The sequence below is a fragment of the Falsibacillus pallidus genome (assembly GCF_050990905.1).
Lineage (GTDB): Bacteria > Bacillota > Bacilli > Bacillales > DSM-25281 > Falsibacillus > Falsibacillus pallidus_A.
In genome coordinates this window covers 2,610,711-2,635,466 of the sequence record NZ_CP158866.1, presented here as the reverse complement: position 1 = coordinate 2,635,466, position 24,756 = coordinate 2,610,711, and the positions used below count along the sequence as shown (strand labels likewise).

Sequence of the window (24,756 nt, the reverse complement as noted above, 5' to 3'; positions counted from 1 at the left end):
GCTGTTCGTCAATCAATTGGCGGGCAGCTTTTTGCATTTTTAAATTCCCCTTTTTATGGCAAATCCCTCGTCATTGAATAAGTGACCCTTATCTTTCAAACCCTAAGTTTGAAGAAAAAGGGGAGTTTTTTATGAGCAAAAAATTTAGATGGACCGGTGAAGTGGAATTGACCAAGGATTTAACGCTGCTGATTTTAATAGGCGGCATCTATTCCTTGAGCATTTCTTTATCCAATACGTTTGTGAATATTTATTTGTGGAAGCAGACTGGAGAGTTTGTGGATCTCGGGATATATAATTTAAGCATTGTCATTTTTCAGCCTCTGACCTTTATCCTGGCAGGGAGGTGGGCCAAGAAAATAGACCGGGTGATCGTTCTCAGGATCGGGGTCATTTTTTTGGCCGTGTTTTATATCGTAGTGCTTTTGGTAGGTGAGCATGCTGCACATTATTTATTTGTTCTCGGGGCGCTTTTAGGTGTCGGATATGGCTTCTACTGGCTTGCATTCAATGTCTTGACCTTTGAGATAACTGAACCTGAAACGAGGGATTTCTTTAATGGATTTTTAGGGACATTGACTTCTGCTGGAGGGATGATCGGCCCTGTACTCGCTGGGGCCATCATTTCGAGGTTTATATCCTATAAAGGGTATACAATTGTATTTGGCATATCCTTGTTTCTTTTTTCATTGGCGGTGGTCTTGAGCTTTTCTTTGAGAAGGCGGCCATCTGAAGGGAAATACTTATTCAGGCGGATCCTGCAAGAAAGAAAATACAACAAAAACTGGAGTTTGATTACGAGCGCCCACTTTTTTCAAGGACTTCGGGAAGGTACATTCTTATTTATCATCTCAGTTTTTGTATTCATTACGACAAAAAGTGAATTCGCACTTGGTACGTTTGGATTGATCAATTCCGGGGTTTCCTTTATTGCTTATTATGCTGCATCCCGTATCATCAAAAAGCATTACAGGAAACGGGCAATCATGCTCGGCGGGTTGATCTTGTATGGAGCGATTTTCCTTATTATTTTCAATGTGACCTACCCAAGGCTCCTTTTATACGCGGGAACGATTGCAATTGCCTACCCGATGCTGCTCGTCCCTTATATTTCAACAACCTATGATGTCATTGGCAGAGGGTGGAAAGCAGCTGAAATGAGGATTGAATATATTGTCGTGAGGGAATTGTTTTTAAATGGTGGGAGAATCACATCCATAATAATGTTCATAATTGCTGTTACTCAATTTGATGAAGCAAAGAGCATCCCAATTCTCCTTGCCATTCTTGGAGCGGGGCATGCTTGCATCTACTTATTTATAAGGAAAGTTCATCTTGATGAACCACTTCCTTCGCCCAGGACATAATGCGGGTTATGGCGGACACTCCTGAAATGGAAGATCGGAAGGATGTCCGCCTTTTTTAAAAATTGGATGGGAACTGCCTTATTTGCTAGATATATGCAGAGTAAAAGAACCTTTCGACTATAGAAAATCGCATGTATTTCTTTTACAATGAGGAATAGACCCTTGTATTTTTAACGAAGGAAGGATTGTATAGATTGAAAAAAACGAAAAAGAAGAAAAAGACACATGTTCCTTTTCGGATGAATGTGTTGTTTTTTGTTGTCTTTTTGCTGTTTTCCTCATTGATTTTAAGGCTGGGTGTTGTCCAGATTGTGTTTGGTGAAGACTTTAAACGCGAAATCCAACGGACAGAAGATGTAACTGTCAATACATCTGTACCTAGAGGAAAGATATTTGATACAAATGGGAAGGCCGTTGTCGACAATACGCCATTAAATGCAATTACATATACGAGGACACAATCGACAACACAGGAAGAAGAATTAGATGTAGCGAAAAAATTAGCCAAGCTTATCGATAAGCCTGCAGATAAAGTGACAGAAAGGGAAAAAAAGGATTATTGGATTCTTAAGCATCCCAAACTTGCTGAGCAAAAAATTACAGATGCAGAACGGAAAAAATTTCAAAATAAACAAATTGATGATAAGGAGCTTTATCAACTCCAGCTCGATCGAATTACAGATAAAGAATTAAAGTCCCTTTCCAAATCTGATTTGGAGATTCTCGCCATTTACAGGGAGATGATCAGCGGATATAACCTGGTTCCTCAAATTATCAAAAATAAGGGAGTGACCCCTAAGGAGTTTGCCGTTGTCAGTGAACATTTGAGTTCTCTTCCGGGAGTCGATATCACAACGGACTGGGACCGCTATTACGCTTATGGGACTACCTTGAAATCGATATTAGGGAAAGTATCCAACTCGGACCAAGGACTTCCACGTGAACTTGCCGACTACTATGTAGCCCGGGGATACAGCCGCAATGACAGGGTTGGGACGAGTTATATTGAACAGCAATATGAAGATGTCCTGCAAGGAACTAAAGCCAAAGTGAAGAATGTCACGGATAAAGATGGAAATGTGATAGATACTGAGACGATAACTGATGGACAAAGAGGAAAAGATCTTGTTTTATCCATTGACATCGAACTTCAAAAACGAGTGGAAAAAATCATTGAAGATGAATTGATGAAAGCCAAATCAACGCCGGGACATGAGCTGTTGGATCGTGCATTTGTCACCATGATGGATCCATATACAGGTGAAATACTGGCCATGGCCGGAAAACAATATGAAATCGATGAAAAAACGAAAAAGCCTGTCTTGAATGACTTTTCTTTAGGAAATTTCACTACATCATATGCAATGGGTTCCGCCGTCAAAGGGGCCACTGTTCTGACAGGCTACAAAACCGGTGCATTGGAGCCGGGCCAGAAAATTTTTGACGAACCATTATTGATTAAAGGAACGAAAGAGAAAAGTTCCTACAAGAATTTTGGTTTGATCAATGATCTGCAGGCACTGAAATTTTCATCAAACGTGTACATGTTTAAAACAGCAATTAAAATCGGCGGAGGCGTCTACAGGCCGAATGAACCGCTTCATATCAATATGGACGCATTTGACACAATGAGAAACAGCTTTAAACAATTCGGGCTGGGTTCGAGGACGGGCATCGATCTCCCAGGGGAACAGGTCGGCTATGAAGGTTATACTCAGGCACCTGGACTTCTGCTTGACTTTGCTATCGGCCAGTTCGACACGTATACTCCTTTACAATTGGCTCAATACATGTCTACCATCGCGAATGGGGGCTATCGGATGCAGCCGCATATTGTAAAGGAAATCAGGGAACCGGTTGAAAAGTCCGGGGAAATGGGTCCGATTGTTGAAGAAGTTGAACCTAAGGTGCTTAATCGACTGGATATGAAGCCAAGCTGGATCGATCATGTCAAAGAAGGATTTAGATTAGTTGCACAGGAACAGGGTGGTACAGCCTACTCGGCTTTTTACGCAGGTACTGTTTCTTCACATCCAACTGACTATAAGCCAGCTGCCAAAACAGGAACGGCTGAAGGGTTGTATGATGGCCCTAAGCGCCAGGATTTTGTCAAAGCAGGAAAAGATGTTCCGATGACATGGAATTTGACCCTTGCAGGATACGCACCTAATGACCATCCGGAAGTTGCCTTCTCCGTAGTGGTTCCTTGGGCATATCAAGATGATCCAAGAAACCCGAGGACCAATACGAATATCGGCAAAAAAATCCTTGATGCTTATTTTGATATTAAAAAAGAACGTCAAGAAAAAGGATTGGACAAAGCGACTTCCATCCAAAAGGTAGAAAATATTGATGACGTCGAAAAAGGGCAGGCGAAAGCAAGAAAAGAGAATGACAGTGGTGCCCTGCAAAACGATTCGTCTAATTGACATCCGGCAAATGCCGGATGTTTTTTTATGTTATGGGAAAAATAAAATTGATTAAGTTTTTGTCGAATTTACAAAAGCTTAACATTTAGTTAAAACCAAATTAATAGTCCTCGTTTAATCTAATAACCGTAGGACAAAACAACCATAGCCTTAGGGGGAATAAAGAAATGAAAAACCTAAAGAAATTCGGTTTGATTTTAATGGTCGCAATGGTAGCAGTTTTTGCAGCAGCATGCGGCGGAGCTAAAGATGAAACTTCCGGCAATAAAGATGGCGGAAAAAAATTATCAGGTTCATTAGTGGTTTCTGGCTCATCAGCTATGCAGCCATTGGTTGCAGCAGCAGCTGAAGAATTCATGAATGATAATCCAAGCGTTGATGTTCAAGTAAATGCCGGCGGATCTGGAACAGGACTTTCTCAAGTAGCAGAAGGATCTGTACAAATCGGAAACTCTGATGTATTTGCTGAAGAGAAGGATGGAATTCCAGCTGACCAATTGGAAGATCATAAAGTAGCAGTTGTTGGTATGACTGCAGCAGTAAACCCTAAAGTAGGCATTAAAGATATCTCAAAAGAAGATCTAATCAAAGTATTCACTGGAAAAATCACAAACTGGAAAGAACTTGGCGGAAAAGATCAAAAAATCGTTCTTGTAAACCGTCCGGATTCATCTGGTACTCGCGCAACTTTCGTTAAATACGCATTGGATGGTGCTACTCCTGCAGAAGGAATCACTGAAGATGCAAACAATACAGTATTGAAGATCATCAACGAAACTGACGGTGCAATTGGATACCTTGCTTTCTCTTACCTGAAAGGTGACCAAGCAACTCCACTATCCATTGATGGTGTAGAACCGACTGATGAAAATGTTCAAAACGGTAAATTCCCAGTTTGGGCATACGAGCATTCTTACACTAAAGGAAAAGCTGACGGTCTTGCTAAAGCATTCATCGATTATATGATGAGTAAAGATGTACAAGAAAACCTAGTTCCAGACCAAGGCTACATTGCAGCATCAAAAATGAAGGTAGAACGTGATGCTGAAGGAAAAATGAGCAACAAATAATCACTGAAAAAAGTTGATAAACAAGGTGCGGGTAAATGCTGCAAGCATTTACCCTCCATCTATGTTTATGCATGAGTTTATTTCAGATCCTTGGAATAGTGATGGAGTTAATTGATATTCCTATTCCAGATCTAATGTTGTATTAGGGGTGTAATAATAATGGAAAAAACGGTTCCTGCTTCTAAAAGATTACTAAAATCGAGTAAGACGAAAATGAACGGGGAATTCAGAGGAAGAATGCTAGTGACCCTATGTGCCATCATCATGATTGCAGCAACGATTGCCATCACGATATTCTTAGGCACAAAAGGATTGCAGGCATTTATTAAAAATGGTGTAAATCCAATTGAATTCTTAACCAGTTCCGATTGGAATCCTTTGAAAGAGAATCCGGAATATGGTGCTCTGACGTTTATTGTTGGATCTTTTGCTGTCACGGTCCTGTCAGCAATCATTGCAGCTCCTCTTGGAATCGGCGCAGCGATATTCATGACTGAAATCGCACCTTCCTGGGGAAGAAAAATACTGCAGCCCATCGTAGAGCTACTAGTCGGTATTCCTTCAGTCGTTTATGGATTCATAGGACTTACAGTATTAGTTCCATTTGTTCGCAACCATATTGGCGGTTTGGGGTTTGGCCTTTTGTCAGGAACAATCGTCCTTGCCGTAATGATCCTTCCGACAGTCACAACGATTGCAACGGATGCAATGGCAACTTTGCCTAAGAACCTTAGAGAAGGATCGCTGGCATTAGGTGCAACAAGATGGCAGACGATCAAAAAAGTATTGATTCCTGCTGCACTGCCTTCATTGTTAACCGCCATTGTTCTAGGGATGGCAAGAGCGTTTGGGGAAGCATTGGCTGTTCAAATGGTCATCGGAAATTCACGTGATCTCCCAACGAGCATTTTAGATACGGCAGCGACGTTAACGACAATCATTACTCTGAATATGGGTAATACCACATATGGAAGTGTTGAGAATAACACATTATGGTCCATGGGCTTAATCCTGTTGATCATGTCATTCGGCTTCATTCTGCTTATTCGTTATCTGGCGTCAAGGAGGAAATTATAATGAACAGCAAAGTCGCAGATCGCATTGCCACAGGGGTATTCGGGCTCATTGCAGTCATTATCATTACCATCCTGGCAAGTTTATTTGGATATATATTAGTCAACGGCGTATCTCATATTTCATGGAGTTTCATCACATCCCCTTCAAGCTCCATCCGCGCAGGCGGCGGGATTCGTGATCAGCTATTCAACTCCATTTATATATTGGTCATTACAATGATCATCACCGTACCGCTTGGTTTGGGCGGGGGGATCTATATGGCTGAATATGCAAAACCCGGTAAAGTGACAAACACAATCCGTTCATGCATTGAAGTCCTTGCTTCTCTCCCATCCATTGTCATCGGGATGTTTGGTTTATTGATGTTTGTTAATTTAACAGGCTGGGGATATACAATTATCGGAGGAGCATTAGCCCTTACTGTATTCAACCTGCCTGTCATGGTGCGTGTTAGCGAAGATGCAATCAGGAATCTTCCAAACGATTTAAAAGAGGCAAGCCTAGCGCTTGGAATTACTCACTGGCATACGATTAAAAAAGTATTGCTTCCTTCTGCGTTTCCTTCCATTTTGACAGGAGCCATTTTGGCATCAGGGCGGGTATTTGGAGAAGCTGCAGCATTACTTTTCACTGCAGGTCTATCAACACCGAGATTGAACTACATGGATTGGAATCCATTCTCTCCAATTTCGCCATTGAATATTTTCAGGCCGGCAGAAACATTGGCCGTCCACATTTGGGCAGTTAATACTCAAGGATTGATTCCAGATGCTAAAGAAATTTCAGCAGGTGCTTCTGCGGTATTGATCATTGCTGTACTGGTTTTCAACTTGTCAGCACGTTGGATCGGAAGCATGGTTCATAAAAAAATGACAGCAAATAAATAAGAACAGGTGTGATAAAAATGTCCACTCTGATGACGGAGATAAAACGTGAAGTAACTGATCGAAAAAATAGTCAGCAAGAAAATATTTTAAAGGTTGAGGATCTAAGTATTTTTTATGGTGAAAAGAGAGCTGTGAATTCTATTTCATTGGATATAGAAAAAAATGCCGTGACCGCATTGATTGGTCCTTCAGGTTGTGGGAAGTCCACATTCCTACGAAGCATCAATCGTATGAATGACCTTATTCCCATTGCCAGAAGCGAAGGCAAAATTTTATATGATGATGTTAATTTACTCGATGAAAAAATAGATGTGGTTGCACTTAGGAAAGAAATCGGTATGGTTTTCCAGAAGCCAAATCCGTTTCCGAAGTCGATTTACGAAAATATCACTCATGCTTTGAAATTTAACGGCATCCGCAAGAAAAGCATCCTTGATGATGCAGTTGAGGAAAGTTTGACAAAAGCGGCTCTTTGGGATGAAGTGAAAGATCGTTTGCATTCGTCCGCCTTATCCCTCTCTGGAGGCCAGCAGCAAAGGCTGTGTATTGCAAGGACGATTGCCATGAAACCGTCTGTCATGCTTTTGGATGAACCATCTTCTGCACTTGATCCCATTTCAAATGCGAAAGTGGAGGAGCTCATCCTGGATTTGAAGAAGGAATATTCAATCGTCATTGTCACCCATAACATGGGCCAGGCGTCCCGTATATCTGATAAGACTGCATTTTTCTATAACGGAGACCTGATTGAATATGACGATACAGAGACCATATTCACAAATCCATCGGTGAAAAGAACAGAAGAATACATTTCCGGTCGATTTGGTTAAGGGGGAAAAAGAATGATTTCAGCTACAGCACAAAAACAGGTATTTAATGTGAATGATCTGAACCTGTGGTATGGAAACAGCCAGGCGCTAAAAAACATTCAATTTGATGTCAAACAAAACGAAGTGACGGCAATTATCGGACCATCAGGCTGTGGGAAATCGACTTTCATTAAGACATTGAATCTAATGATACAAATGGTTCCCAATGTGAAAATGTCGGGTGAAATCCTATTTGATGGTAAAAATATTCTTTCCAATAAAGTCGATCTGGTTGAATTAAGGAAAAATGTTGGAATGGTATTCCAAAAAGGAAATCCTTTTCCCCAGTCGATTTATGATAATATTACTTATGGACCAAAGATCCATGGAACAAAGAAAAAGAGTGTGTTGGATGAAATCGTAGAAAAGTCATTGAAAGATGTGGCTCTCTGGGATGAAGTCAAGGATCGCCTGAATGCTCCTGCTCTCGGTTTATCCGGCGGACAGCAGCAGCGTTTATGCATCGCTCGTGCTCTGGCTACAAAGCCGGAAGTTTTGCTCATGGATGAACCGACCTCTGCTTTGGATCCGATTTCTACAATGAAAATAGAGGAGCTTGTACTTGAACTGAAAGAGAAATACACGATTGTAATGGTCACCCATAATATGCAGCAGGCATCACGCGTTTCTGATAAGACTGCGTTTTTCCTTATGGGGGAACTTATCGAAATGGATGAAACAGAGAAAATTTTCTCTAATCCTGAAGATAAAAGAACAGAGGATTATGTGAGTGGCAGATTCGGATAAAGGATGGGATAGAAAATGAATGTACGGACAAATTTCGATCAAAACCTTAAGCAGCTAAAAGAACTTCTTTTAGAAATGGCCGATATTTCACAAAAGGCTTTGCGGGATTCAATTGAAGCATTGAAGACTCAAGACCTTGAAAAAGCCAAGGAACTTATAGCAGGCGATAATATCGTCGACCGTATGGATGATGAGATTAATGCAAAAGCAATGGCCCTTATTGCAAAAGAATCACCTGTTGCGTCTGATTTAAGAAAAATTATCGTAGCTATTAAAGTTTCATCCGAGGTAGAGAGAATAGGGGATATGGCTGTAAATATTGCGAAGTCTACACTTCATATCGGTACAGAAAAGCATATTAAAAATATCGTAGACATCCCAAAAATGGCAGAAATGGCGTTAGATATGCTGTCAGCTTCACTTGCTTCATTCTATTCAGAGGATGTCAGCCTCGCCAGGGATACAGCAGAAAAAGATGATGCGGTTGATACAATGTATGGTGAACTCATCCAGGAGTTGATGGGGTACATTCCTGATCATCCAACTGCCATCAATCAAATCACTCAGCTCGCGTTTACGTGCCGCTACATTGAGCGGGTGGCTGATCACGCGACAAATATATCCGAAAACGTCATCTTCCTCGTGACAGGGAAACGATTTGACTTAAATGCTTAAGAAAAGCGGAAGCGCCTCGAACAGCCCCGACCAGCATAAGACGGAACTCGAAGGAAATCCTGATTTCCGTAGAGGTACGGCTTATGACTCGAGGGGCTAGGCGCTGGATCATAAGAAAAGCACGCCGCTCCGGCGTGCTTTTCTTATGATTTTGTAATGATTTTTGCGATTTGCTCATCGTCCATATCGCTTGTGAGGTCATATTCTCCGATTTGCAGGATCTGTCCATACTTGTGAACAATCAGATAGTCATTCAATTCATCCCCGTTTTTGACAATCCCGGCCTTCTCCAGTTCAGAACTGATGTCTGCTGTCGTCATGCCGCTGTGTATGACAAGCCGATATTTCGTGATGACTTTGGCTGCGTCATTCTTACTCTCTTTGCTGCCGTCCTTTAATGCTTTAAGTTCTGTTTTTAATTCAGAATTCTCCTTCAGCAGTGTGTCATAGGTGTCTTTTTTTACCCACGAATCACTTTCTTTCATTGAATTTTTTACTTCTGCACCATCTGTCTTTACGGCAGAAGGGAAAAATTCCATTATGATAAAGATGGCAAGAATGGCAAAAATGATGCCTGCTGAAAAGGAGCGGGTTGTTCTCTTGTCCATTCTACTTAAGCTCCTAACAATTGGCCATGAATTGGCTTTTATTTGATGATTTCCTTGATTTCCGCAAGTGAAAGTGAGGATTGTTTGGAAATTTGTTCAATATCCAGACCTTGTTTATGGAGGGCAAGAACTTGATTCTTGAGAATTTCATTTACTTTGCTGCTGTTTTTCCCTCGCAGCGGTCTGACAGGTTTGAATTCTACAGCATTTCCTTCTACTAAAATTTCCTCTTCAAGTACTTTCATTCGATTCTTTAACTGGTACGTTTCCTGATAAAAGTTCAAGGAAAGTTCCTCTACCTCTTTTTCTACCATTTTCACTTTGTCCTTTTGAAAGAAAGAAAGGATAAACAAGAGACCTGCAATGATAAACAGCCCTATTAAAATATTTTCCATTTGAAGTCTCCTTTGTTGATATTTCCTCTTTTATTTATAGCATAGCTCGGCAAAAATCTCTATATTTCCTGTACAGGAAGAGAATAGAAGATTTTTTGTCGATTTTACTCTTCAGGATAGAAGGGGAAATTGTCGAATGAAGGGGTGAGAGGGGAAGGAGAAATTTTTTTCTACCTGTTATTCAGCGGTGCATCGATATCGAACATTTTCCGACAAAATGCGTTCATTGTAGCCTTTTGGCGAAGGTGGTACGATTAAAATACAAAATAATTTAAAATGTTCTGATAAGCAGGGTGATGAAATGATAGAGGAGATTAAAGAATTAAGAGAACAGGGACTATCTTTTCGAAAAATAGCTAAAGAACTGAATATGACAGTGGGAAAAGTCCAATATAGCTGGCTGAAGCATCAAAAAGGATCTGTATCACAAGAAAGTGGTCCGGCAAAGAAAATGAGGATCGGAAAGGTGAGGAGTATGGGGGAAGCACCATCAACTCCCGGGAATTATCTGCATGTCCTTTATTCTTCGGGGACAAGGGTATTCTGCCATTGGCATTTAGATGAAAGATTGACGGGTGCGGTGGTTGATTATTATGGAAGGGAAAAAGTGGGATCTGTCTTTGTCCTTCGTATTTATAATGCTGGAAGGAAAGACGGTTTCATTCAAGAAATCATGATTCCTCCGAGTGCTGATTATTGGTTTCTAAGGGAATTGACCCCTGGGGATACCTATTATATCGAGCTGGTCTGTTTGATCGCCAATAGCCGTTTCCTTCCGCTTCTAAAGTCTGAAAGCATCTCCATTCTTTCAACTGATGCTGGTGCGGAAAGAAACAGGTTTTCAGACGAGCCGGAATGGGAGGCAAATGTAAGTACCTATTCTTATTACAGCGGCCATCTGAATCAATATGGGAAAAATGGGAGTGGCGCCAATGAATGCTGAATCAGTTGTTGAAATTATCGTTTTTAAACAGACAGGCCTTGATTATCATTCAATGGATATTTCTGATAAGAGGGCGTATGCAGGCTCATTGGCAGCTTCCTATTTAAAGACTCTGTACGAGATTGAAAATAGTGAAAAGCAACTGATATTTTTGGTGATCAATCCTAAGGAACTACAAATTTTTGTGGATGAAGAATTTCAATTAAATGCGGAAGAATGGATGCTGCGATCCTTCAAAGGGACAAGCCATTATTCAAAACAAGAAATGGGAGAGATTTATTCTCAATGGATTCATCATAAGAGGGATATTGTTGAAGCCATTAAGAGTTTTATGGGCAGAGGTAAAGCAATCTGTGTGCCGACGGCTATTAAGCAGATTCCTTTTACACATTATAAGTCCAGGAACTCCATTCAAGAACAAATTCACCAATCAAAGTCTCTATGGAAAGAATTTTTTCAAGATGAACCAAGTGGGTTTTGGCTTCCAAGATGTTCATTTATGCCAAGCATAGAACAACAATTAATCGAAAATGGCATTCAATATGTCTTTGTAGAAAAGATGGGGACTGAAATGGCAGAGCCGAAAAGGAATCCTCAGCCAGCTTTTATCCAAACTCCTCAAGGCTTGAAGATCATGGCAATTAAAGAAATAAGGAAAACACCAAATGAACATGCAGAGATATTTCAGTTAGACTATTCCGGTCTGTTTTCTGAAATGATGCTGGAAGATACAGAATGGCCCATAGCTATGCCTGGATTTACTTATCTGGGAATGGAGAGCGGCAATGCCATTCTCTCAGATGAGGAAATGCTGGATTTAATGAAGATTCATCGCTGTGAGGAAGAACGACAGGATTCAAACGGAGAAGGAGGGTATTCTGACACTTTGACGGTCCTTCTGCTGTCCTGGGAGTATCCGCCGAATATTGTAGGAGGACTATCAAAGCATGTGGCGGAACTCGCAGAGGGGATGCGCAATAAGGGAATAAAAGTAATCGTATTGACAGCAGGATCACACGGCCTCCCTGAATTTGAAAAAGTTGATGGTCTTCATATATACCGCGTGTGTCCGATCCATGAAAATGAGCCTGAATTTATTGATTGGGTAGCTGGTTTAAATATAGAGATGATACAAACAGCATGTAAGATAATCAATAAAGAATCCGTTCAGGTCATCCATGCCCATGACTGGCTGGTATCTTCTGCAGCTGGGTATTTGAAAAAGCATTTGCGGCTTCCTCTTGTCACTACCATTCATTCCACGGAATATGGAAGAAATAACGGCATCCATAATGAAATCCAGTCATTTATAAATGAAAAAGAGAAAGAACTGATTCATCTCTCTGATGAAGTGATTGTTTGCAGCGACTATATGAAAGCAGAAGTAAGGGAGCAATTCAATCTTCAGGAATCTCACATGATTCCAAACGGCATTAAGATTTCTTCATTAAGGAATGATCCCCAAGGTGACTGTCGGTTTGATACATGGATCGATGGAAGGAAACTAGTGTTTTCCATTGGCAGGATGGTGGGAGAAAAAGGGTTCCAGACGATGATGGAAGCGGCAGAAAAAATGGCTGATGAACGCTCCACTATTTGTTTTATCCTTGCAGGAAAGGGCCCATTATTAGACCATTACAGACAGATGGCCTCAAACCGGGGCCTGGAGGATTTTGTTCAGTTCCCAGGATTCATAACAGAAGAAGAAAAAAATCGACTCTTTCAAATGGCATCTGTTTCTGTTTTTCCGAGTTTATATGAGCCGTTTGGGATTGTTGCTCTCGAGGCTATGGCCGCAAAATCACCTTTGATTGTGTCCAATACCGGCGGGCTAAAAGGGATCATTCAAAACGGTGTGTCAGGTCTGTTGGTTGAACCGGATGACAGCATAGAATTGGCTGCAGCCATATCCGAGCTGATACAGTCCCCGTCTTTATCAAAGAAATTAGCTGAGAATGCCTATAAAATGGCTGATTCGCTTTTTGGATGGGATCGAATCAGTACACAGACGATTGACGTTTATAAAGATTTATGGTTGAAGGTTCGGGTGCAGGATCCTGTACAAGTGAAATAAAAGAATTAGCGCAAAGGGGGGCAATGTATGACGACGGCGAGAGCAGTTGAGTTTTCACATCAGCTAAACATGAAGGTCTATTTAATGGAAGCGGAATCGGGTCATATATATGATGCAGCCACGAATTCAAAAATAAATGGAATTGATGTATGTTTGAATGAATCCTTTTCTCCTGATGGAAAGATGCTGGCCATTTCGATTGAAAACAACACACCGGAACTTAAAAAAGGCAAACTCCTTATTATCAACGAGCCCATTGATTGTGAAAAGGACCATGTCGCGCTGCTTCCTCCGCAGCATTCACACAGTGTCCATTTCCTTGAAGGGTTTGTATACCTGGTGGACGGAAAAATGGATGATGCATTTACGAGGCAAAATACATTCTCTATTATGAAAGAAAGAAGCCTGCCTGAATTATTTATGAATCCTGCTGCCTATCAGCCCATTGTTAAAGGGGAAGCGGCGAGTGTATTGTGTTTTGATTATTCATGCCAAGGATTTTCAAGGGTCGAAGGTGCAATTTGGTCCTTAATGGGAGAAGAAATCGATGATTTATTAAAAATCAGTGAAGGTCTTAAAATCGGACTAGCATTTAAAATAAAAAAGTGATATTATATAAAAGTCGTACGAATAGTAGAAGAATGCAATTTAGAGTTTGGAGGGAAAATCATGCGTGTAAATATCACTTTGGCTTGCACTGATTGCAGCGAGCGTAACTATATTTCTACAAAAAACAAGCGTAACAACCCTGATCGTCTTGAGCTTAAAAAATATTGCCCAAGAGAAAAGCGTGTTACATTACACCGCGAAACAAAGTAAGCAGCTGGGATCCTCCCACTGCTTTTTTTATTACATATTTTTCTGTTTAAAGGGGATCGGACAAATGGATAAGAAAGAAATAAGAAAAGAAATCAAAAAGAAACTTGATGCACTATCCTTTCTTGAACATGCACAAAAATCCTATTTGACAGCAAGCACACTGTTCAGCACGCCTGAATGGAAAAATGCCCAAACAATCGGGATTACCGTATCGAATTCTCCGGAACTTGATACATGGAGCATCATAAAACGTGCATGGGATGAAGGGAAAAGGACAGCTGTGCCAAAATGCCTCCCCGAAAATAAAGGTATGGTTTTTAAACAATTGACAACTTTCACCGAATTAGAACGTGTCTTCTTTGGATTGTATGAGCCTAAAGAATCTACATCTCCTATTCTTAAAGTGGATATCGACCTAATGATCGTACCGGGGTTGGCTTATCAAAAAAATGGCTACCGAATTGGGTTTGGCGGAGGTTATTTTGACCGGTATTTATCCGATTATGAAGGTGCGGCTCTTTCTCTGGCATTCAAAGAACAAATCGTGGATTCACTCCCTTTTGAAAGTTTTGATATACCAGTTCATAAAATCATAGTGGAAAGAGAAGTTATTGATTGCCGTGGTTGAGATTATTCTATTATCCCTGTTTATTATCATCATTTGCATCGCCGGAATAAAGACTTCCAGCCTGTCTTATTCAGGTGGTGCCGCAGCTTTTGTTTGCGGGGAAATCATCGCTGTTGCATTCGGTATAAGAGGCTTGCTGTTATTGGGAGCTTTTTTTCTTTCATCCAGTCTATTATCCCGCTACAAGGCTTCGGAAAAAAATCAGGTGGAAGAGATTACAGCCAAAGGATCCAAAAGAGATTGGCAGCAAGTGGCTGCAAACGGCGGACCTGCAGCTATATTCAGCATGGCCAATGTCTCTGATCCGCACGAGATTTGGCTGATTTGCTTCTGTGCCTGTCTTGCTGCAGCGAATGCAGATACGTGGGCATCAGAATTGGGGGTACTTAGCAGGGGGAAACCTTACTCGATCCGATCATTCCGCTTAGTCCAAAAGGGTACATCCGGCGCAGTGTCATTGCTTGGAACTCTAGCTGCTCTGGTTGGAGCAGCATTCATTGCGGTGATCAGCCTGGCCTTATTTTGGGGGATAGGGGCTTTTGCATTGATTGGGATTACATTATCGGGTTTTGTGGGCAGTGTGGCTGACACAATTTTTGGAGCCTATCTGCAAGTGGAGTATCAATGCACGGAATGTAAATTGAAAACAGAAAAACCAGTTCATTGCAGCAGAACCACCCAAAAAATAAAAGGGTGGAAGTTTGTGAATAATGAAACTGTGAATTTTGTATCCCCACTCCTGGCGGGCCTTCTGGTTTTGCTCATTTATTTTTTATAAAAATTGAAGTCTATCGGATATTTCTCCCATATTGCTGCAAAATAACGTCAGGAGGGATGAAAATGTCTAATGGACTTTGGAAATGGACGATTCCGATTCTATTGTTTGTGGTTGCTTATCGATACAGGTATCGTGTAATGAACGTCATGCTGGGAAATTTCATTCTGCGTAAATTGATCGTGAAATTTGCCATGAATATCCCTGGGTTCCGTTCAAAAATGATTCAAAGCACTTTCCTGTAGACCTGTAGAAGATACAGGTCTTTTTTTTTATGGCTAAGAAGTATAACAATTCAAAGTGATGTTCTGTTCAGCTCGAGGGGCTGTTCGAGGCGCTTCCGCTTTTCTTTGTCCAGCTCCGCCGGCTAGAGGCTGGGAGGTTTCCTTCAGCACACTTACGATAAGTCAACATCGACTCGCTTGGCTCGCCGTGTTTCCTTTATCTCGTGGTGCTTCAGTCCAACCTCTGCGCCTCTGACCAGCCGGCTCCGCTTTTCTGTTTGTCCAGCTCCAGCGCCTAGCCCCTCGAGTCATAAGCCGCACCTCTACGGAAATCAGGATTTCCTTCGAGTTCCGTCTTATGCTGGTCGGGGCTGATCGAGGCGCTTCCGCTTTTCTATCACCCTATCGCTTTACACGTCTCTGTCCTCTTTTGTATAGTAAAAGAAAAACGCCCTGACTGATGAAAATGGGTGGAAAGTAGTGAATGGGTTGGACGTGAAGAAAGAGTGGCTTTTTTGGAAAATCGCTTATGAATTGATTGAAAAAAATAATTATCGATTGTTGAAGATATCAAGCAATCAGAATGAAATATGGATGGAGAATGTCTCTCAAAAACAGGCACCCATCATTAGGCTTACAAATCATGATGTGGATTGGAGCAACAGGCTCCAGCAGGAAATAGAGTGGACGGCACGGAATGGCGAGAACATCAGGAAAGCCTTTCATAAAAGGAATGTAAGGGTCCAGAATGTCTATATATCAGATTTCCCTCCTGTTGATGACTATCAATTCAGGCTGGAAAAGCCTTTTACTTCTTCAGATCAAAAAGTTGAGGTAGAGACGATCATGATTCTTATGAATGATTGGCAAAATGGAGTTCACCAATTGAATTCATTATTGCAGCCTTCCTCTCCTATTTCTATCGATGCGAGTACTGAGTTTGCGGCAGTTGAGGACCTTCAGCGTACGATGATCCAGACTTCTGCTAAAAGGGAAGAAAAAGAACGGGGTCTTTTTGAATTCGGGAAGCCTTTTTTCACCTACATCTTTTTAGGGATCCAAGTGATCATGTTCCTGCTGTTGGAAATCAGTGGAGGCAGTACGAATTCAGAGACGCTTATTAAATTCGGGGCAAAGTACAATCCATTGATCCTTCAGGGAGAATGGTGGAGATTCTTTGCACCGATCTTCCTGCATATAGGTCTTCTTCATCTATTGATGAACTCGCTTGCCCTTTATTTCTTGGGGCCAGCTGTCGAAAAGATATACGGAAGACTGCGATTCCTTTGGATTTACTTATTTGCCGGTTTTTCGGGATCAGTGGCGAGCTTTGTTTTTTCCGATCATTTATCAGCAGGAGCGAGCGGCGCCATTTTTGGCTGTTTTGGGGCGCTTCTCTATTTCGGTTCTGTTTATCCTAATCTGTTCTTTCGTACAATGGGGACAAACGTGCTTGTTGTCATCGGCATCAATCTTGTATTCGGCTTCACATCTTCAGGAATTGATAATGCGGGCCATATAGGAGGATTGATCGGGGGATTCATCGCGACGGGTACAGTGCATTTCCCCAAGCAAAAAAAACAATTGAAGCAGCTGCTTTTCTTGCTGATCGCATTGGCAGCATCTGCTGGCTTCCTATTCTATGGATATCGATACAGTGCAGCAAACCAGGGCCCTGATTCAGTGAATATCCTTGCGCAGGAATATATCCAGGATAAAAAATATTCAGATGCACAAAAGCTCCTGGAAGACTATCTCAACAGCCATGACGGGAATGCGCTCACTTACTTCTTCCTATCATTTGCCGAAATGAAAGAGGAAGCGTATCCTTCTGCAAAAGAACACCTGCAGAAGGCGGTGAAGCTTGAGCCCTCCTTCCATGAGGCCCATTATAACCTTGCGCTTCTTTACTATGATGAAGGAGACTATGTTCAAGCTAAACAAGAAGTTGAAAAGGCACTTAAGTATTCAGATGATAAAAAATACAAAACATTATTGGATCAACTAGAATCTTTATCAGGTTCATCCAATTAATAGGCCGGGATTTTTTGCTTCAATTCAATGGGTTCACCCGATTTGGATAGGAAGACGACCAGGAGCTCGCGCTTGTTTTTATCCAAAAATATTATAGGGACGGTGCTGCCGAGGGGATCCTCGATAGTGCCGTTTTTTAATTGGATCCCAAGGAAATAGTTTTTATAGAGTCCTTCCCATAGATTTCCGATGATGGTATCTGACTGGCTTTTCGTAAAGCCTGGAAGTGGTTTATCGTTGTAGGATGGAAGTTCAGTCAAAAAGAATATTTGTTTGTTTTGTTTCTGCAAAGGAAGCTTTTCCGATGTTTTTTCTACCCAATAATCCAGTTTTTGCTGCATCAATTGTTCGATTATGTTCTTCCATTGCCTCTCTTCATTGCTTGAAGGGATGCGAAATGAATATGGTCGGCTCCATTTTGATTGGATGGCGTAAACTTGATCTTGAGACATCCTTTGAGCACTTGTAATGTCTCCATTTTCCTTACTATGAATCTCTGCATAATGAAGTCCAACACTTTGCAGGAGACTGCTTTCTTTTGATTTATAGGTGCTTCCATTCTTTATGAGTGAAATATTCTGGCCCCATTTATTCATTTTTGCCGCCAATATTCCGTTGCTGTATAGAAAACCGATGTCCTGTCTCAAAAATGCTCGCTGATTCAGCTCTGATTCCATTTCCCACCGTGCTGAGTAAGAATCTTGACCAGCATTTTCTTTAATTGTGATTGAATTAGAGGCTTTTAGGAATACAGCTTCCTTATCAATGGGGAAATAGGTGATGCTTTCTTTTGCATCAGGATCAGCTGAAGCAAAAATAGAATAGCCAATTACGATAAAAAGAAGGAATGCCATAAGCATCTGGAGGTTTTTATTTTTCACTGCAGACTCTCCTTTCCCATGATTAGGACAAGTATATGATCCAAGCATGCCAGATATGACGTTTCTAGTATGTTTTTCTGCCTCTTTGACCATGATGGAAGCTAGTATGGTTGTAAGGGAGTGCGCATATTGTATCAAATGGAAAAAAGGCTGGTTTCTTCATCTATAGATGAAAATATTAAATATATGAAAAACGCTATGGCAGTGGATAAAAGCTTTGACGTCATCCAGCTCGACCTATCCTATGCGGGAAGAAGGATGGTCATGTTTCTCGTGGATGGGTTCGTGAAAGACGATATCCTTCACTATCTCATGAAGCTTCTGGCAGGACTAGATGAAGGGCAGCTTGAAAATGATCCGCTGGAAATGCTGTTGAAGCGGTACATCCCGTATGTGGAAGTAGAAGAGAAAGATGATTTGAACCAAGTGATCGATACTGTGCTTGCAGGTCCGACTGCCCTTTTTGTGGATGGCATAGACAAAGCGATTTTGATTGATGCCCGCACTTATCCTGTCAGGGGTCCTCAAGAGCCTGATCTTGAACGGGTCGTTAGGGGATCAAGGGATGGCTATGTTGAAACCTTGGTGTTTAATACCGCATTGACCAGAAGACGGATAAGGGACAGGACTCTCAGAATGGAATATTTGCAGATCGGACGGCGGTCAAAAACCGATGTGGTGGTTTGCTATTTGGAAGATATCGCAGATCCGGAGCTTGTGGGAAAAATTAAGAATTCTCTATCGAAAATTGATACAGATGGATTGCCGATGGCAGAAAAAACAATCGAGGAGTTCGTATCGGGCAGGCATTGGAATCCATATCCAATGGTCCGATATACGGAGAGGCCGGATACGGCTGCTGCCCATTTGTATGAGGGGCATGTATGCATCATCGTGGATGGATCCCCCAGTGTTTTGATTACGCCTACGACTTTTTGGCATCATCTTCAACATATTGAAGAATACCGCAATAAACCATTAGTCGGTGCTTACCTTAGGTTTGTCAGATTCCTGGCAGTCTGGGCTTCCATTTTCTTGCTTCCTTTATGGTATTTATTCACCATCCATCCAGGGCTTTTACCCATCGAATTCTTTTCCATTGCGGCTGGGGATTCAGGACCTGTTCCACTTTTGCTTCAATTGATATTGATTGAATTGGGAATTGATATTCTAAGGATGGCCGCTATACATACGCCGACCTCCCTTGGTACTGCATTGGGACTAGTGGCAGCATTGATGATCGGACAGGTGGCCGTGGAAGTTGGGATTTTCATCAATGATGTCATTCTTTACATGGCGGTAGCGGCAATAGGGACGTTTGCCACGCCAAGCTACGAATTAAGCCTGGCGAATCGCCTTGTGAGGATTTTTTTGCTGATATGCACCGCTTTATTCGGCTTGAAAGGATTCATCTTTGGCACCTTCCTATGGATTATCATGCTGACCAGGCTCAAGTCCTTCGGCGTCCCATACATGTGGCCGTTCATTCCATTTAATATGAGGGCATTCAGGGATGTTTTGCTTCGGTCGCCTATCCCATTAAAAAATCGAAGGCCGCGTTTCCTGCATCCTAAAGATCCCGATCGATGACCAGGCATTTGGCAGCTCCCGAAATGAAGGGAGCTGTTTTTTATTCTCATGGAACGGAAATCAACAGCGGCATTTAACAGTTCAATAAATAAAAGGCAGCGCTTTCGTTTTTGCTGAAAATAATTTATACTTTTCTATAGAACCAGATATGGAGGCAAAGTATTTAAATTGAAATCCTATTATGATCTGCAGCAGTTTTTAAAAAGATTCGGAATCATCATTTATATGGGAGACCGCCTCGTGGACCTGGAAATGATGGAAGAAGAATTCAAAGAACTTTATCAGGGAAAATTAATCGATGTCAAGGAATTTCAAGAGGCATTGATCGTCATCAGGCAGGAAGCCTTGAAGGAAAAACAACTAAAAAAACAGAAATAGTGGTGATTGACATGATGGAAAAATGGCTAGTAGGAGTGGACCTTGGTGGAACCACTACAAAGTTTGCATTCTTAAATACATACGGCGAAATCCTTCATAAATGGGAGATCCCGACGGATACGAATAACAAAGGCAAAAATATCATTATCAATATTGCCAAATCGATCGATGAGAAATTAGAAGAGCTAGACCAGCCTAAAGAAAAATTGGCGGGAGTGGGAATGGGCGCCCCTGGACCAATTGATATGTCAAAAGGCATCATCTATGAAGCCGTTAACTTAGGATGGGAGAGCAACTATCCTCTAAAGGATCTGCTTGAAGTCGAAACGAACCTTCCTGCCATCATTGATAATGATGCAAACTGTGCAGCACTTGGAGAAATGTGGAAAGGGGCAGGCAACGGATCAAAGGATACAATTTGCGTGACCCTTGGCACCGGTGTTGGCGGCGGCATCATCGCCAATGGCCAAATTGTACATGGAGTGAAAGGGGCTGGCGGAGAGATCGGGCACATTACGGTTGTACCCGAAAATGGAGCACCGTGCAATTGCGGGAAAACCGGTTGTTTAGAAACCGTTGCATCTGCTACGGGCGTGGTTCGTCTTGCGAAAGAAGCAATGAATAGCACTGATCTTCCTTCGATTCTCCGAGATAAAGTTTCATCTTCTGAAACGATTACTTCAAAAGATATTTTTGATGCAGCGAAGGACAATGATGAACTTGCTTTGAAAGTGGTGGATCAGCTTGGATTTTATCTGGGGCTTGCATTGGCCAACCTGGGCAATGCGATGAATCCTGAGAATATTGTCATTGGTGGAGGGGTTTCCAAAGCAGGAGATATCCTTTTGGATCACGTTGATGGATATTTCAAGAAATTCGCATTTCCGACTGTAGCTGCTTCAACATCTTTGGCCATCGCCTCTCTAGGGAATGATGCGGGCGTCATCGGGGCTGCCTGGCTTGTTAAAACGTTAAAATGATGTATATTTAGAAAACCGGCCAATGCCGGTTTTTTTCTTTATTAAATTTGACAATTTTTGATAATGTAAAAATGGTCATTCTTGCTAAAACTAAACACACTGGCCGTGAAATTAGTTTTTAGCAAGGGAGAGTCACGATGAAAAAGAAGAATAGTCCGATGCCATTTGTCATCATCGCTGCAGTATTGATGTGGATAAAAACCTATATCGCCTATAAAACGAGCTTCAATATGAAAATAGATGATCCTTTGCAGGAATTCATCCTCTTGATCAATCCCCTTTCATTTTTATTGATCATTTTCAGTCTGGCGTTGTTTATGGAAAAAGAAAAAACTCAGAAAATCTATATCATTGGAATGAGTGGGATTTTAACTTTCATTTTATATGCCAATATAGGCTTTTATCGGTTTTTTAATGATTTTTTGACCCTTCCTGTCCTATTTCAAACGAATAACTTCGGGGAATTAGGAAGCAGCATGGGGGAGCTGCTTCATTGGACGGATATTGCCTATTTTGTGGATGTAGTAATACTTTATGCGGTTTTCAACTTGAAGCCAAGTTTGCTTCAATTCCATTTTGTCAGAAAGATTAGTCGGAAAGCCTATTATGTATTCGCAGGGGTATTGGCTCTTGTGAACTTAAGTCTTGCTGAAATTGAGCGGCCACAATTGTTGACAAGATCATTTGACAGGGAAATGCTTGTGAAAAACATCGGTACGTATAATTATCACCTTTATGACCTGTTCCTCCAATCAAAATCGTCTGCACAGCGAGCGATGGCAGATGGAAGCAAGCTTGCTGATATCCAGAATTATGTGATGGCGAATAAGACTGATCCTGATCCTGAACTATTCGGCATTGCCAAGGGGCGCAACTTGATCATTGTATCAATGGAATCCATGCAGGGATTTGTCATCCATTCAAAGATAAATGGAAAAGAAGTAACACCTTTTTTGAACAGCCTTATAAAGGACAGCTATTATTTTGATCATTTTTATCATCAGACGGGACAAGGAAAGACTTCGGATGCGGAGTTTCTGATTGAGAATTCACTATATCCATTAGGAAGAGGGGCAGTTTTCTTTACCCACTCAGGGAATCATTTTGAATCACTGGCAAAAAAACTTGGACAGAACGGTTATTATACAGCAGCTATGCATGCAAATAATAAAAGCTTTTGGAATAGGGACCTGATGTATAAGTCTTTGGGGTACAACCGCTATTATTCCAGCGTTGATTATAAAATCAGGGTTGGGGAGACAGTTGGATGGGGGATGAAAGATATACCGTTTTTTGCACAAAGTACAGAAATGATGAAAAAAATGCCCCAGCCATTTTACACAAAGCTGATTACCCTGACGAATCATCATCCATTCAAGCTCGATGCTGGAGATCGTTTCATCGATGAATTTACTTCCACCGATGGAACGGTGAATCGCTACTTTACAACGGTGCGCTACACAGACGAAGCATTGAAGCAATTTTTTGCCGATTTGAAAGAAAAAGGTCTTTATGAGAATTCGATTATCCTCTTATACGGCGACCACTATGGAATTTCTGAAAATCACAATGCAGCAATGGCCCAATTTTTAGGGGAAGAAATAACGCCTTTTAAGACCATTCAACTTCAAAAAGTCCCGCTATTCCTCGTCATTCCAGGCATGACGGATATGGGAAGAGGGAAAATCATCTCCAAAGTAAGTGGACAAATCGACATCAGGCCAACTCTCTTGCATCTCATGGGGCTGCCGGAAAAAAATGATATGGAATTCGGGTCCGATATACTTTCAAAAGAACATGAGGACTTCGTCGTTTTAAGGAATGGAAGCTTTATTACAGACAAGCTGTTATATGCCAATTCTCATTGCTACGCAAAAAATACGGAGCTGCCAGTGGATCCCGTACTTTGTGATCCATATAAGGAATCTGCCAAGACTCAGTTGGATTATTCCGATCAAATCATCTATGGGGATTTGCTCCGATTTTACCACTCACCAAAATAATGAGAAAAACAGACAGGGAGGGGATTAAAATCCTCCCTTTTTTCGTTTTATCAAGTCATGTTCCGGATTGCCTGACATAGGTTATTAGGAGAAAATATGAAGGGGGATGTGTATGGAAATCAGGGCAAAACAAGGGTCGACCTTAAAATACTACAGCCAGTTCTACAATCTTCCTCACATTTTATTGCAGCATTCTAATCCCGGGCAAATGGCAGCTATATTTAAAAGCCATGACCGCGTCAGGATCCCAGGGTACCTTGATTCAAAAGATGGAAGCGATACGGCCAAAATCAGAATAGAAGAACCATTAATCAACCCTAAAATCCGGTATGACTTTTCGGCTTTGCAAAAAGATATCGAAGTGCTGACTGAAGCTTATCCTTTCATGGAAAAAAGAATCATTGGAAAATCTGTATTAAATAAGCCAATCATTGAGTTGAGGATTGGCCGCGGGCCCAAAAAAATTCACTGGAATGGATCATTCCATGGGAACGAGTGGATAACGACATGCGCCATCATGAAGTTTCTTAACGAATATTTAGCTGCCTTGACCACGGGAAGAAATATCAATAAGGTGGACCCCTTGCAAATATACGAAAGCACCACCCTTTCAATAGTGCCGATGGTGAATCCTGATGGTGTGGACCTTGTATTGAATGGGCCTCCTCCAGAGCAATTTGAAAAGCTCTATGAGCTGAATGGCCAAAGCGGGGACTTCACAGGTTGGAAAGCAAATATAAGAGGGGTTGATCTGAATAAACAGTATCCCGCAAAGTGGCAGGAACAGAAACAAAAAGGGGTGTCTGCTCCTTCTCCTAGGGATTTTGGCGGGACGGAACCACTATGTGAACCCGAATCCTCTTCCATGGCCAGGCTTGCCGAAGATTCTCAATTTGATCTGCTTCTCGCCTTCCACACACAAGGCAAAGAATTTTATTGGGGGTATGAAGGGATGGAGCCTCCAGAATCGAAGATAATTGCTGAAGCATTTGCAAAAGCAAGCCCCTATCAATCCGTAAAAGACATTGACAGCTTTGCTGGATATAAAGACTGGTTTATCAAGAAATTTCGAAAACCAGGCTTCACTATTGAATTAGGGAAAGGAATCAACCCATTGCCACTTTCACAGTTTGATGAAATTTATCGAGAGGTGTTTGGCATCTTTTTGACGAGCCTGATAGTGCTTTAAGCCTATTTAGGCATTTTTTATTTCGGAAACATGACAAAGGGTCTATAATTTGAAATAATTGAAACATTTTACACTTTAAAACGTACTAATTTATGGGGAAGCATTGAGGGGGGG

General features: G+C 41.5%; 24 protein-coding genes. 21 read left to right on the top strand and 3 right to left on the bottom strand.

The genetic code is table 11. The features are described from left to right. The first annotated feature begins 131 nt into the window (after positions 1-131). The 8 genes from ABTV07_RS13925 (at position 132) to phoU (ending at position 9,121) form a co-directional block, all read left to right on the top strand. Positions 132-1,367 (top strand): MFS transporter, encoded by a 1,236-nt coding sequence (locus ABTV07_RS13925; RefSeq protein WP_433743166.1) that lies wholly within the window; start codon positions 132-134, stop codon positions 1,365-1,367. A gap of 239 nt (positions 1,368-1,606) precedes the next feature. Next, positions 1,607-3,796: a peptidoglycan D,D-transpeptidase FtsI family protein gene (locus ABTV07_RS13920; protein ID WP_433751254.1), complete on the top strand. Its 2,190-nt coding sequence runs from the start codon at positions 1,607-1,609 to the stop codon at positions 3,794-3,796. 167 nt (positions 3,797-3,963) lie between these two features. After that, on the top strand, positions 3,964-4,866 hold the full coding sequence (locus ABTV07_RS13915; protein ID WP_433743164.1) for a phosphate ABC transporter substrate-binding protein: 903 nt from the start codon (positions 3,964-3,966) through the stop codon (positions 4,864-4,866). A gap of 213 nt (positions 4,867-5,079) precedes the next feature. Next, entirely contained in the window at positions 5,080-5,943 is an 864-nt protein-coding gene (gene pstC / locus ABTV07_RS13910) for a phosphate ABC transporter permease subunit PstC (RefSeq protein WP_433751252.1), read from the top strand. Continuing rightward, complete coding sequence (pstA, locus tag ABTV07_RS13905) at positions 5,943-6,830, top strand: phosphate ABC transporter permease PstA (RefSeq protein ID WP_433743162.1); 888 nt, start codon at positions 5,943-5,945, stop codon at positions 6,828-6,830. The genes pstC and pstA overlap by 1 nt, the downstream gene beginning before the upstream one ends. 29 nt (positions 6,831-6,859) lie before the next feature. Further along, complete coding sequence (gene pstB, locus ABTV07_RS13900) at positions 6,860-7,660, top strand: phosphate ABC transporter ATP-binding protein PstB (protein ID WP_433751249.1); 801 nt, start codon at positions 6,860-6,862, stop codon at positions 7,658-7,660. Between the two features lie 12 nt (positions 7,661-7,672). Next, positions 7,673-8,446 (top strand): phosphate ABC transporter ATP-binding protein PstB, encoded by a 774-nt coding sequence (pstB, locus tag ABTV07_RS13895; protein WP_433743160.1) that lies wholly within the window; start codon positions 7,673-7,675, stop codon positions 8,444-8,446. 15 nt (positions 8,447-8,461) lie between these two features. Next, a complete protein-coding gene (gene phoU / locus ABTV07_RS13890; RefSeq protein ID WP_433743158.1) occupies positions 8,462-9,121 on the top strand; it encodes a phosphate signaling complex protein PhoU in 660 nt (219 codons plus the stop codon). A gap of 143 nt (positions 9,122-9,264) precedes the next feature. Here the strand turns inward: phoU and ABTV07_RS13885 are convergent, their stop codons facing one another. Continuing rightward, entirely contained in the window at positions 9,265-9,729 is a 465-nt protein-coding gene (locus ABTV07_RS13885; protein WP_433743157.1) for a hypothetical protein, read from the bottom strand. Between the two features lie 38 nt (positions 9,730-9,767). Next, positions 9,768-10,124 (bottom strand): hypothetical protein, encoded by a 357-nt coding sequence (locus ABTV07_RS13880; protein WP_433743155.1) that lies wholly within the window; start codon positions 10,122-10,124, stop codon positions 9,768-9,770. Positions 10,125-10,425: 301 nt separating this feature from the next. On the opposite strand from ABTV07_RS13880, the gene ABTV07_RS13875 reads away from it, so the two are divergent. From ABTV07_RS13875 to ABTV07_RS13840, 8 genes are all read left to right on the top strand, one after another. Beyond that, positions 10,426-11,067, top strand: coding sequence for a DUF4912 domain-containing protein (locus ABTV07_RS13875; RefSeq protein ID WP_433743153.1), 642 nt, complete (start codon positions 10,426-10,428; stop codon positions 11,065-11,067). Then, a complete protein-coding gene (locus ABTV07_RS13870) occupies positions 11,057-13,141 on the top strand; it encodes a glycosyltransferase (RefSeq protein WP_433743151.1) in 2,085 nt (694 codons plus the stop codon). Before ABTV07_RS13875 ends, ABTV07_RS13870 begins: the two co-directional genes overlap by 11 nt. A gap of 27 nt (positions 13,142-13,168) precedes the next feature. After that, on the top strand, positions 13,169-13,750 hold the full coding sequence (locus tag ABTV07_RS13865) for a hypothetical protein (RefSeq protein WP_433743150.1): 582 nt from the start codon (positions 13,169-13,171) through the stop codon (positions 13,748-13,750). Between the two features lie 60 nt (positions 13,751-13,810). Next, positions 13,811-13,960, top strand: a complete 150-nt coding sequence (rpmG, locus tag ABTV07_RS13860; RefSeq protein WP_114744861.1) for a 50S ribosomal protein L33 — start codon at positions 13,811-13,813, stop codon at positions 13,958-13,960. A 64-nt stretch (positions 13,961-14,024) separates the two neighbouring features. Further along, positions 14,025-14,588, top strand: coding sequence for a 5-formyltetrahydrofolate cyclo-ligase (locus ABTV07_RS13855; protein ID WP_433743147.1), 564 nt, complete (start codon positions 14,025-14,027; stop codon positions 14,586-14,588). Further along, a complete protein-coding gene (locus ABTV07_RS13850; RefSeq protein ID WP_433751247.1) occupies positions 14,581-15,366 on the top strand; it encodes a DUF92 domain-containing protein in 786 nt (261 codons plus the stop codon). The genes ABTV07_RS13855 and ABTV07_RS13850 overlap by 8 nt, the downstream gene beginning before the upstream one ends. A 62-nt stretch (positions 15,367-15,428) precedes the next feature. Beyond that, positions 15,429-15,608 (top strand): hypothetical protein, encoded by a 180-nt coding sequence (locus tag ABTV07_RS13845; RefSeq protein ID WP_433743146.1) that lies wholly within the window; start codon positions 15,429-15,431, stop codon positions 15,606-15,608. A gap of 459 nt (positions 15,609-16,067) precedes the next feature. Then, positions 16,068-17,621, top strand: coding sequence for a rhomboid family intramembrane serine protease (locus tag ABTV07_RS13840; RefSeq protein WP_433743144.1), 1,554 nt, complete (start codon positions 16,068-16,070; stop codon positions 17,619-17,621). Here ABTV07_RS13840 and ABTV07_RS13835 read toward each other — a convergent pair. Then, positions 17,618-18,502 (bottom strand): hypothetical protein, encoded by an 885-nt coding sequence (locus tag ABTV07_RS13835; RefSeq protein ID WP_433743142.1) that lies wholly within the window; start codon positions 18,500-18,502, stop codon positions 17,618-17,620. The two genes, ABTV07_RS13840 and ABTV07_RS13835, sit on opposite strands and share 4 nt — an antisense overlap. 138 nt (positions 18,503-18,640) lie before the next feature. Between ABTV07_RS13835 and ABTV07_RS13830 the strand changes: the two genes are divergently transcribed. From ABTV07_RS13830 to ABTV07_RS13810, 5 genes are all read left to right on the top strand, one after another. Further along, entirely contained in the window at positions 18,641-20,092 is a 1,452-nt protein-coding gene (locus ABTV07_RS13830; RefSeq protein ID WP_433751244.1) for a spore germination protein, read from the top strand. A gap of 168 nt (positions 20,093-20,260) precedes the next feature. Then, entirely contained in the window at positions 20,261-20,470 is a 210-nt protein-coding gene (locus ABTV07_RS13825; RefSeq protein WP_433743140.1) for a YqgQ family protein, read from the top strand. Positions 20,471-20,481: 11 nt separating this feature from the next. Beyond that, entirely contained in the window at positions 20,482-21,450 is a 969-nt protein-coding gene (locus tag ABTV07_RS13820; protein WP_433743138.1) for an ROK family glucokinase, read from the top strand. Between the two features lie 137 nt (positions 21,451-21,587). Continuing rightward, positions 21,588-23,453: an LTA synthase family protein gene (locus ABTV07_RS13815; RefSeq protein WP_433743136.1), complete on the top strand. Its 1,866-nt coding sequence runs from the start codon at positions 21,588-21,590 to the stop codon at positions 23,451-23,453. A gap of 112 nt (positions 23,454-23,565) precedes the next feature. Next, positions 23,566-24,642, top strand: a complete 1,077-nt coding sequence (locus tag ABTV07_RS13810; protein WP_433743135.1) for a M14 family metallopeptidase — start codon at positions 23,566-23,568, stop codon at positions 24,640-24,642. Positions 24,643-24,756: the final 114 nt, after the last annotated feature.